At 39.0% G+C, this 12,098-nt stretch carries 5 protein-coding genes; all 5 read right to left on the bottom strand.

The features are described 5' to 3' along the window. Positions 1 to 20 precede the first annotated feature (20 nt). A complete protein-coding gene (locus tag ACQY2P_RS00790; protein WP_428326532.1) occupies positions 21 to 284 on the bottom strand; it encodes a hypothetical protein in 264 nt (87 codons plus the stop codon). A gap of 2,601 nt (positions 285 to 2,885) precedes the next feature. Next, the gene (locus ACQY2P_RS00785) at positions 2,886 to 6,431 is read right to left on the bottom strand and encodes a beta strand repeat-containing protein (RefSeq protein ID WP_428326531.1); all 3,546 of its coding nucleotides are present in this window, start codon (positions 6,429 to 6,431) and stop codon (positions 2,886 to 2,888) included. Between the two features lie 99 nt (positions 6,432 to 6,530). Further along, entirely contained in the window at positions 6,531 to 6,797 is a 267-nt protein-coding gene (locus ACQY2P_RS00780; protein ID WP_428326530.1) for a hypothetical protein, read from the bottom strand. Beyond that, positions 6,797 to 7,864: a hypothetical protein gene (locus ACQY2P_RS00775; RefSeq protein WP_428326529.1), complete on the bottom strand. Its 1,068-nt coding sequence runs from the start codon at positions 7,862 to 7,864 to the stop codon at positions 6,797 to 6,799. The genes ACQY2P_RS00780 and ACQY2P_RS00775 overlap by 1 nt, the downstream gene beginning before the upstream one ends. 19 nt (positions 7,865 to 7,883) lie before the next feature. After that, complete coding sequence (locus ACQY2P_RS00770; protein WP_428326528.1) at positions 7,884 to 11,990, bottom strand: beta strand repeat-containing protein; 4,107 nt, start codon at positions 11,988 to 11,990, stop codon at positions 7,884 to 7,886. Between the last annotated feature and the right edge of the window lie 108 nt (positions 11,991 to 12,098).

Here is a 12,098-nt window from a genome sequence, read left to right as displayed (position 1 = left end):
TATAATCACCATCATCTAATTCAAGGAGAAACCACAGGTTCGGTTTTTGCCACTAGAGTGTAATGACGTTTACCATCCTCATTTACATCATAATTTTGGTTTTCAACATCAACAATTGCACCATCACTCACAGCAGGGTTACTAGAATCAACAGTCACCTCCACAATCGATTCAAGTTTCTCAGAGTCAGATGAATTCACAAGAGAGTATGAAGCAGTAAATGCGATTCCAACAGATATAGCAATTGCGATTCCAACAAATATTCCAGTTCTAGTATTCACCATCAGTAAGGGCTACCTCCATTATTTAAATACAGTTTATTATTTTTTAAACATTTTATTTTTTGAATGGATTCATTAGGTAACTTGCAGGTCAGATAAGATACCAATCCTTAGTTTGACCAATATCTTGTTTCCACATATCATTAGAATCGCAATAGTTTTGATAGTACATCAAAGAATTCAGATATAGAATCTAACAGAGATTTTGATTTGTTTGTGTCAACACCAGGTTCTGGGTCCATCTGTAAGTTTGTGTCAACACCAGGTTCTGGGTCCATCTGTAAGTTTGTGTCAACACCAGGTTCTGGGTCCATCTGTAAGTTTGTGTCAACACCAGGTTCTGGGTCCATAGGAATTCCCACATATGTTCCAAGTTCAGGTTCAGATGGGATTTTGACTTTTTCTGATTCAGTTGAGTCGTCTTGTGATACAATTTCTGATTCAGTTGAGTCGTCTTGTGATACAATTTCTGATTCAGTTGAGTCGTCTTGTGATATAATTTCTGATTCAGTTGAGTCGTCTTGTGATACAATTTCTGATTCAATAATATCACTTTCTTCAGAGATAGTTTCAGAGATGGATTCTCCAATAACTACCATTAATGCCTCAGGTAAATGTAATTCAACTGAATTTCTACTATTATCCCACACTCTAAACAATACATCAGATTGTTCAATTTCTTTTTCAAATACTACTTGGAAGTAAAATTGGGATTGTGTATCTACACTTGCTGGAAGTACAGTAGCACTAGAAATTAGATCATATGGATCAAGAATTTCCACACCAGTTTGTCTATCATAAATTATAGCAGTCTCAGTTCTATCGTTAAGGATTCTAGGACCAAATTGATTAACATACATTTCTACATGTTCAATATTTTGAGCACCTGAGTTTTCATAAAGACTCAAAGTTACATGTAGGGGTTGTCCTGTTTCAAGATTTGCAGTATGAACAGAATCAAAACTGCTCTCGTCATATCCAATTCCATCAAATACAAGTGGATAGTTTTTGATTTCTCCTACAGGAGTTAGTGGATTAGTTCCATCATCAACAATTCCTCCAAATCCTTGACTATCAATAGATGGTCCAAGATTAGAAATTGAAGGAGCAGTATCATCACCACTTGAGCCTCCTGAACTAGAACTAGAACTAGAGGCAGGAGTTAATGTACCAAATACCGTAAAGTGAGTAGTCCAGATTACCATATCAGATCCATCTACAAAGTAACATTCTCTTGTGCCATCATTAGATATTGCCACTCCATTGACTTCTGCAGTATCAGCAGCATCACAAAGTGTAGATATCTCTTGCCAAGTTGTATTATCAGAGCTGTAATAAGGTGTCAAATGTCCTTCGTTTGGAATTGTGATTTTTACAGACTTGTTAAAGGTTAACTCATCACCAGACAATCCAACATCAATACAACTTACTATGCTACTGCCGTCAGGATTTATCGGACATGAACTTCCTACCTTTGGTTCAGGCAAGTCTATTTTTCCAGTAAACGTATCTTCAGGACCAGATACCAAGACATCCTTTGGAATAACTATCTGAACTTCTTCAGATGTTCCATCAGATGCAGTAATTGTCATTTCATTTGTAATTTGAACTCTATTCTTGGTTATGCTGTTTTCTGTGACAGTTGTTTTTGTAGGAGACTTACTAAGATCGAGTTTTGCATCAACATTTGCGTCAACTGTAACTTCTTTAATCTCAATTTCTTCAGTTGTGATTACCAATTCTGCAAAGTCTTCATCTAGTTCAACTGGTGCCTCTTCAATGTTAGATATCACTGATACCGGATTATTGCTAGTATCAAATTCATTTCCAAGTGTGTCAGTAAGACCAGATGAAATTGTAATAGTACCATCAGCACGGGCAGTGATATCTGCAGAATTTACCGTTAATGTCACTACATTATCAGAAACACTATGATTATCAATTGTCTTGGAAGTTCCTGTTGGAATCTGGAGACTTGAATAATCAGTTTGTATTGAAGTAACATTCTTGTTAAATAGAATCACTATATTGGATTTTGTTGTAGCATAAGCTTTGATTACCTCTGGAGGAACTTTGTCATCTGGAGTGAAAGATACAGCGTCTACTGCGTTTCCATTGACATCTTTCACAGTACCGTCAGTAATTGCAATTGTTGGGGTTTGGCCAGATGTGATTGCAGAACCAAGAATCAAAGACACTACATTATCAGACACTCTAGTTTCCGTTACAGTAGAAGAAGAATTTGTTAATGTAAAACTAGATGGGTTTGTGTAGAATGGATCCATGTTTCGCTCAAATGCAATATCAATTTGAGTAGTAGATGTAACATTTGCAGATGTAATTCTAGGAGACATGTTTCCAGATTCAGACATTATTGGAATAGAGTTAGCCCAGAGAATGTATTTTCCAGAAGATAATGCAAAGTTTGTGATTTTCGGAGCAGATGTTATTGTCAACTTTGAGTGTTTTAATGTATCATAGGATTCTGATATGACAGGTGTACTTGTTGCACTAATTGTAAATTGTTCAGTTTGACTTTGTGATTCTGCAACATCTAAAGTATCAGTTACTGATATTCTAAATACCACAGTAGTTGTTGCGTTATCAGATACTGTTGGAATGGATGATCCTGATAATAGGATTTTTGGACCACTTGATACTGATGGAGTGGAGTTGGCTGAGATTGTAAACATTCCAGTTGTAGATGCAGTGCTTGATACTGATGGAGTGGAGTTGGCTGAGATTGTAAACATTCCAGTTGTAGATGCAGTGCTTGATACTGTTGGAGTGGAGTTGGCTGAGATTGTAAACATTCCAGTTGTAGATGCAGTGCTTGATACTGTTGGAGTGGAGTTGGGCTGAGATTGTAAACATTCCAGTTGTAGATGCAGTGCTTGATACTGTTGGAGTGGAGTTGGCTGAGATTGTAAACATTCCAGTTGTAGATGCAGTGCTTGATACTGTTGGAGTGGAGTTGGCGTTGATGGTAAACATTCCAGTTGTAGATGCAGTGCTTGATACTGTTGGAGTGGAGTTGGCGTTGATGGTAAACATTCCAGTTGTAGATGCAGTGCTTGATACTGTTGGAGTGGAGTTGGCGTTGATGGTAAACATTCCAGTAACTTGAGCACTGTCTGTTACAGATGGTGTAGAGTTGGCTGAGATTGTAAACATTCCAGTTATCTGTGCATCATCAGATGGAGTTGGAGTAGATGAGGCAATAAGATCAGCTGATGGTGTTGCTGTGCTTGTTACTACAGGTGCAGAGTTAGCTGAGATGGTAAACATTCCAGTTATCTGTGCATCATCAGATGGAGTTGGAGTAGATGAGACGGAGATTGCTAATGCCGTGTTAGCTGCAACTGTTGGTGTTGAGTTGGCTGAGATTGTAAACATTCCAGTTGTAGTTGCATTGTCAGTTACTGATGGAGTGGATGAGACGGAGATTGCTAATGCCGTGTTAGCTGCAACTGTTGGTGTTGAGTTGGCTGAGATTGTAAACATTCCAGTTGTAGTTGCATTGTCAGTTACTGATGGAGTAGAGCTTGCTGAGATTACATGCATTACAGTTTGTTGGGAGTTGTCAGATACTGTTGGAGTGGAAGAAGCTAACAATGGTATTGTTGAGTCACTTGATACTGATGGTGTAGAAGATGCTGAGATTGTAAGTGTACCATAAGTTGCATTGTCAGATACTGTTGGAGTGGAAGAAGCTAACAATGGTATTGTTGAGTCACTTGATACTGATGGTGTAGAAGATGCTGATAGTATGTGCATTACAGTTGTAGTTGCATTGTCAGTTACTGATGGAGTAGAGCTTGCTGAGATTACATGCATTACAGTTTGTTGGGAGTTGTCAGATACTGTTGGAGTGGAAGAAGCTAACAATGGTATTGTTGAGTCACTTGATACTGATGGTGTAGAAGATGCTGAGATTGTAAGTGTACCATAAGTTGCATTGTCAGTTACTGCTGGAACAGTTGAACCTGATAGAGATATTGTTGAGTCACTTGATACTGATGGTGTAGAAGATGCTGATAGTATGTGCATTACAGTTGTAGTTGCATTGTCAGTTACTGATGGAGTAGAGCTTGCTGAGATTACATGCATTACAGTTTGTTGGGAGTTGTCAGATACTGTTGGAGTGGAAGAAGCTAACAATGGTATTGTTGAGTCACTTGATACTGATGGTGTAGAAGATGCTGAGATTGTAAGTGTACCATAAGTTGCATTGTCAGTTACTGCTGGAACAGTTGAACCTGATAGAGATATTGTTGAGTCACTTGATACTGATGGTGTAGAAGATGCTGATAGTATGTGCATTACAGTTGTAGTTGCATTGTCAGTTACTGATGGAGTAGAGCTTGCTGAGATTACATGCATTACAGTTTGTTGGGAGTTGTCAGATACTGTTGGAGTGGAAGAAGCTAACAATGGTATTGTTGAGTCACTTGATACTGATGGTGTAGAAGATGCTGAGATTGTAAGTGTACCATAAGTTGCATTGTCAGTTACTGCTGGAACAGTTGAACCTGATAGAGATATTGTTGAGTCACTTGATACTGATGGTGTAGAAGATGCTGATAGTATGTGCATTACAGTTGTAGTTGCATTGTCAGTTACTGATGGAGTAGAGCTTGCTGAGATTACATGCATTACAGTTTGTTGGGAGTTGTCAGATACTGTTGGAGTGGAAGAAGCTAACAATGGTATTGTTGAGTCACTTGATACTGATGGTGTAGAAGATGCTGAGATTGTAAGTGTACCATAAGTTGCATTGTCAGTTACTGCTGGAACAGTTGAACCTGATAGAGATATTGTTGAGTCACTTGATACTGATGGTGTAGAAGATGCTGATAGTATGTGCATTACAGTTGTAGTTGCATTGTCAGTTACTGATGGAGTAGAGCTTGCTGAGATTACATGCATTACAGTTTGTTGGGAGTTGTCAGATACTGTTGGAGTGGAAGAAGCTAACAATGGTATTGTTGAGTCACTTGATACTGATGGTGTAGAAGATGCTGAGATTGTAAGTGTACCATAAGTTGCATTGTCAGTTACTGCTGGAACAGTTGAACCTGATAGAGATATTGTTGAGTCACTTGATACTGATGGTGTAGAAGATGCTGATAGTATGTGCATTACAGTTGTAGTTGCATTGTCAGTTACTGATGGAGTAGAGCTTGCTGAGATTACATGCATTACAGTTGTAGTTGCATTGTCAGTTACTAATGGAGTAGATGAGACGGAGATTGCTAATGCCGTGTTATCTGTAACTGTTGGAGTGGAAGATGCTGAGATTGTAAGTGTACCATAAGTTGCATTGTCAGTTACTGCGGGTGTTGATGAACCAGACAATGGTATTGTTGCATCACTTGATACTGCTGGTGTAGAAGATGCTGATAGTATATTCATTACAGTTGTAGTTGCATTGTCAGTTACTAATGGAGTAGATGAGACGGAGATTGCTAATGCCGTGTTATCTGTAACTGTTGGAGTGGAAGATGCTGAGATTGTAAGTGTACCATAAGTTGCATTGTCAGTTACTGCGGGTGTTGATGAACCAGAGATGTCAGCTGATGGTGTTGCTGTACTTGTTACTGATGGAGTGGATGAACCACTAAGTACGAACATTACTGTTTGTTGAGCGTTGTCAGTTACTGCGGGTGTTGATGAACCAGAGATGTCAGCTGATGGTGTTGCTGTACTTGTTACTGCGGGTGTTGATGAACCACTAAGTACGAACATTACTGTTTGTTGAGCGTTGTCAGTTACTGCTGGTGTTGATGAACCAGAGATGTCAGCTGATGGTGTTGCTGTACTTGTTACTGATGGAGTGGATGAACCACTAAGTACGAACATTACTGTTTGTTGAGCGTTGTCAGTTACTGCGGGTGTTGATGAACCAGAGATGTCAGCTGATGGTGTTGCTGTACTTGTTACTGCGGGTGTTGATGAACCACTAAGTACGAACATTACTGTTTGTTGAGCGTTGTCAGTTACTGCTGGTGTTGATGAACCAGAGATGTCAGCTGATGGTGTTGCTGTACTTGTTACTGATGGAGTGGATGAACCACTAAGTACGAACATTACTGTTTGTTGAGCGTTGTCAGTTACTGCTGGAGTTGATGAACCACTAAGTACGAACATTACTGTTTGTTGAGCGTTGTCAGTTACTGCTGGTTGATGAACCAGTGTCAGCTGATGGTGTTGCTGTACTTGTTACTGAGGATCCACTAAGTACGAACATTACTGTTTGTTGAGCGTGTCAGTTACTGCTGGTGCTATACTTGTTACTGATGGAGTGGATGAACCACTAAGTACGAACATTACTGTTTGTTGAGCGTTGTCAGTTACTGCTGGAGTTGATGAACCAGAGATGTCAGCTGATGGTGTTGCTGTACTTGTTACTGATGGAGTGGATGAACCACTAAGTACGAACATTACTGTTTGTTGAGCGTTGTCAGTTACTGTACTTGTTACTGATGGAGTGGATGAACCACTAAGTACGAACATTACTGTGGTGTGGTGTTGGCTGAAAGATCAGCTGATGGTGTTGCTGTACTTGTTACTGATGGAGTGGATGAACCACTAAGTACGAACATTACTGTTTGTTGAGCGTTGTCAGTTACTGCTGGAGTTGATGAACCAGAGATGTCAGCTGATGGTGTTGCTGTACTTGTTACTGATGGAGTGGATGAACCACTAAGTACGAACATTACTGTTTGTTGAGCGTTGTCAGTTACTGCTGGTGTGGTGTTGGCTGAAAGATCAGCTGATGGTGTTGCTGTACTTGTTACTGATGGAGTGGATGAACCACTAAGTACGAACATTACTGTTTGTTGAGCGTTGTCAGTTACTGCTGGTGTGGTGTTGGCTGAAAGATCAGCTGATGGTGTTGCTGTACTTGTTACTGATGGAGTGGATGAACCACTAAGTACGAACATTACTGTTTGTTGAGCGTTGTCAGTTACTGCTGGAGTTGATGAACCAGAGATGTCAGCTGATGGTGTTGCTGTACTTGTTACTGATGGAGTGGATGAACCACTAAGTACGAACATTACTGTTTGTTGAGCGTTGTCAGTTACTGCTGGTGTGGTGATGAACCAGCTGAAAGTGCTGTGGTGTTGCTGTACTGTTAAAGTTTGTTGAGCGTTGTCAGTTACTGCTGGTGTGGTGTCAGCTGATGGTGTTGCTGTACTTGTTACTGATGGAGTGGATGAACCACTAAGTACGAACATTACTGTTTGTTGAGCGTTGTCAGTTACTGCTGGTGTGGTGTTGGCTGAAAGATCAGCTGATGGTGTTGCTGTACTTGTTACTGATGGAGTGGATGAACCACTAAGTACGAACATTACTGTTTGTTGAGCGTTGTCAGTTACTGCTGGTGTGGTGTTGGCTGAAAGATCAGCTGATGGTGTTGCTGTACTTGTTACTGATGGAGTGGATGAACCACTAAGTACGAACATTACTGTTTGTTGAGCGTTGTCAGTTACTGCTGGAGTTGATGAACCAGAGATGTCAGCTGATGGTGTTGCTGTACTTGTTACTGATGGAGTGGATGAACCACTAAGTACGAACATTACTGTTTGTTGAGCGTTGTCAGTTACTGCTGGAGTTGAAAGATGCTGATGGTGTTGCTGTACTTGTTACTGATGGAGTGGATGAACCACTAAGTACGAACATTACTGTTTGTTGAGCGTTGTCAGTTACTGCTGGTGTGGTGTTGGCTGAAAGATCAGCTGATGGTGTTGCTGTACTTGTTACTGATGGAGTGGATGAACCACTAAGTACGAACATTACTGTTTGTTGAGCGTTGTCAGTTACTGCTGGAGTTGATGAACCAGAGATGTCAGCTGATGGTGTTGCTGTACTTGTTACTGATGGAGTGGATGAACCACTAAGTACGAACATTACTGTTTGTTGAGCGTTGTCAGTTACTGCTGGAGTTGATGAACCAGAGATGTCAGCTGATGGTGTTGCTGTACTTGTTACTGCGGGTGTTGATGAACCACTAAGTACGAACATTACTGTTTGTTGAGCGTTGTCAGTTACTGCTGGAGTGGTGTTGGCTGAAAGATCAGCTGATGGTGTTGCTGTACTTGTTACTGCGGGTGTTGATGAACCACTAAGTACGAACATTACTGTTTGTTGAGCGTTGTCAGTTACTGCTGGTGTTGATGAACCAGAGATGTCAGCTGATGGTGTTGCTGTACTAGATGGAACTGGAGTAGAGTTTGCGGATAGAGTAAATGCAATATTGGCAATACTTGATACAGATGGAATAGTTGATGGATTAAGTACAAACATTGCAACTGTTGTTGCGTTGTCAGTTACTGTTGGGGTAGTTGAACCAGAGATGTCAGCTGATGGTGTTGCTGTACTTGTTACTGCTGGTGTAGAGTTTGCATTAATTGAAAATGAAATTACACCATTACTTGCAATGTTTGGTGTTGATGAACCAGAACGTGTATAATTTTTAAATTCAGTATTTTGTTCTGCAACATCTAAAACATCAGATGCAGTTCTTGTATATTGTGCAACAGTATTTCCAGAATCAGAAACTGATGGAGTTGAATTTGCATTCAAGAAATATCCTTTGAATGCAGTAGCAGAAGATGTTACTGCTGGAGTTGAATTTGCATCATCAATAATAGAGTTACCAGTTGTTATTGCTGAATCTGCAGGTACAGGGGTAGAAGTTCCAGATATTGCATATTTCTTTACAAGATCTACAGATTCTGCAACATCCAAAGTATCAGAATCAGAAAATGCTAATTCGTTTGATGTATCAATTGTAGTGATAAATCCATCATTACCATTTCCTCTATGTGCAATTGCATACGTGTTAAGATCAACTGCAATTATACTAGGATTGTATCCATTTGTTGTATTGTATTCAAGTGATTCATCAACAGAGCTTCCAATGTTTCCTGCATTATCGATTGTTACAATTACAAAGAATCCATCATTACTTCCACCACGATAAGCTATTCCATACGTATCAGAACCAAGACTAACAATGTCAGGGGTATGACCAGTACCAGTATCAAATTCTAGTGTATCAGTTATAGAATTGCTAATGTTACCAGAGCTATCAATGTCAAATGTATCGATAAATCCATCACTGCCTGCGCCTCGTGATGCTACTACGAATGTGTCTGCATCTATTTTCAGGATTGAAGTATCATAGCTAGCAGTAGTATCATATTCTAATGTATCAATTACGCTGCTAATTACACCAGCACCTGTAATGTCAACTGTCTTTACAAATCCATCATTTCCATTACCAGTATATGAAATAACAAAGGTGTCTGAATCAACTGCGACAATATCAGGCGTTAATCCTTGGGCAGTGTCAAATTCTAAGGAGTTACCGGTGTCAGTGATCGCACCTGCTCCAGTAATATTTAAAGTTTTAATAAATCCATCGTTACCAGTTCCAGTATATACGATCGCAAAGGTGTCTGAATCAACTGCAATAATATCAGGATAAAGACCATCTACAGTATCAAATTCTAAGGAGTTGCCGGTATCAGTAATCACGCCTGCGCCACTAATATTTAAGGTTTTAATGAACCCGTCAGTATCTGTGCCGTTATACACAACTGCAAAGGTATCAGTGTCTACAGGCACGATATTTGGTGTCCAGCCATCTGCAGTATCAAATTCTAAGGAGTTGCCGGTGTCAGTTATTGTGCCTGTGCTGTCAATATTGACGGTTTTTATGAATCCATCAGCATCCACGCCCCTGTAAACCACAGCAAAGGTGTCAGTGTCTACCTGTACAAGATCAGGCGTATCGGTGTGTGCATTATCAAATTCAAAGGTGTCATTAGTCTTGATGGTTGAGATTGTCACCTCATGGGCAGGAACAGGTGTAGATGAGGCATATATAGCCAAAGAAAATCCATGGGAAGGAACAGGTGTAGATACAGGATTGAGTACAGGATTTACAGAGTTTATACCATTACTGATGACGGTAGGTGTAGATGAGGCAGTAATTACTGCAAGTTTTGTTGAATCATCAGTTTCTGCTACAGAAATGGTATCTGTGCCTGTAAGCTCAACATCAATGAATATTGTATCCAACCAACCATCACTGCCTGGACCCCTGGTTGCAATTGCTACAGTGTTTCCATCAATGTTGAAAATTGATGGGTATTGCCCTGCACCACCATCAAATTCATAGGTGTCAGTTATGGCTCCAATATCACCTGAAACAGTAATAGGAATAGTCTTGATGAATCCATCATTTCCTGTTCCTCTGTATGCAATTACAACTGATTTATCATCTAATTTGATTATATCTGGCCATGATGCATCTACGGTCTCATATTCCAATGTCTCAACGAGTGTAATTGTGCCTGTACTAGTAACATCAAGCGTTACTAATCGTCCATCATTATCTACATCGCGATATGCCACTGCAAATGTGTCTGAATCAATCTGAGTTACATCGTTGTAGAAGGCATCAAAAGTGGGTTCAAACTCTAATGTGTCTTCAATGGAATTAATTGTACCATCAGTTGAGACGTTAATGGTTCTTGCAAATCCATCATTGTCTACACCTCTGTGCACAACCAAAAATGTGTCTGAATCTACGCGTATAATGTCATTATCACGTCCATTTGAATTATCATATTCAAATTGATCTTCTTGTGTTATTGTAGAACCATCTGCAGAGATGTTCAGTGTCTTGAGCCATCCATCATTACCACCTCCTTGATAAGCTACTGCAAAGGTGTCTGAATCTACTGCAACAATGTGAGGGTCGTTTCCACTAGCAGTGTCAAATTCGTATGCAGTTCCATTTGTAATTGTACCAGTACCACTAATGTCAACTGTTTGAATAAATCCATCTCCACTGGCAGTATCTCTGTATGCAATTGCAAATGTGTCTGAATCAATTTGAACAATACTAGAAAAAGTAATACCATGTGGTTGGAATTCTAATGTGTCTTTTGATGTAATTATTCCTGCACTGGTGATATCAAATGTTTGGATGTAGCCATCTTGTTCATTATTAACTCCTTGATATGAAATTGCAAATGTGTCTGAATCAACCTGTACAATAAATGGATAAGAACCATAAGAATTGTTAAATTCAAATGAATCAACAAGAGATTTTGTAATATCGCCAGAATCTGCATATGCATGATTATAAACTGGAACAACTAAAACAACAAAAAGCAACAAAACAACAATAATTTTTTTAGAAACAAAGAATTTTTTAGAATTTATTAATACATTAGAACAATTTCGACACAAAACAAACGAATTGTTTTGTAATTTTACGTTTGATGAAGATAAAACTACAAAAATTTCTTTTAGATTAATTTTGTTTTCTGAAAATAATGTTTGCGCAAAATTATTTTTCAAAAATAAATTAATGTAATCAGATGCAAAGGTTTTTAGTACAGAATGTTTTACTTGCAAAACGAAATTGCTACGATACAATAAAACTAACAACAACACGAACAAAAAGAAAACAAAATACGGATCTTGTTCATCAAAATCAATTTCACGGTTGTATTTAGAAAGAGATGTTGCAACAACATCAAATGATGAAATATTTTTTTCAGGAGTTAAAACATAATGTTTCAAACCGTTTTCATCAATTGTAAAATTACTATCAAGGACGGGAAACGATGAAAAAATTCCGAGCAAAAGCACGAAACTTACCAGTAGAGGTATTTCCCATTTCATAGTAAAAAAAATTTTTTGACGACTAAAAAGGCTTGAATGTACTTTCCACAAATGGAAAATCTATCAAAGAAAAATTTCCAAAGTTGGAAGTTTGCCCATAACTATATT

This window comes from Candidatus Nitrosopumilus sp. (genome assembly GCF_965262695.1).
In the GTDB taxonomy this organism is placed as follows: Archaea; Thermoproteota; Nitrososphaeria; order Nitrososphaerales; family Nitrosopumilaceae; genus Nitrosopumilus.
Note: the sequence above shows the minus strand (reverse complement) of the source record. Positions and strands in the feature narration are given on the sequence as shown.

What these genes read in the sequence shown, in the direction of transcription:
- ACQY2P_RS00780 (WP_428326530.1), bottom strand. Translation starts at nt 6,797, where the DNA reads ATGTTCGTACTTAGTGGTTCATCCACTCCATCAGTAACAAGTACAGTA.
- ACQY2P_RS00785 (WP_428326531.1), bottom strand. Translation starts at nt 6,431, where the DNA reads ATGTTCGTACTTAGTGGTTCATCAACTCCAGCAGTAACTGACAACGCT.
- ACQY2P_RS00770 (WP_428326528.1), bottom strand. Translation starts at nt 11,990, where the DNA reads ATGAAATGGGAAATACCTCTACTGGTAAGTTTCGTGCTTTTGCTCGGA.
- ACQY2P_RS00790 (WP_428326532.1), bottom strand. Translation starts at nt 284, where the DNA reads ATGGTGAATACTAGAACTGGAATATTTGTTGGAATCGCAATTGCTATA.
- ACQY2P_RS00775 (WP_428326529.1), bottom strand. Translation starts at nt 7,864, where the DNA reads ATGTTCGTACTTAGTGGTTCATCCACTCCATCAGTAACAAGTACAGCA.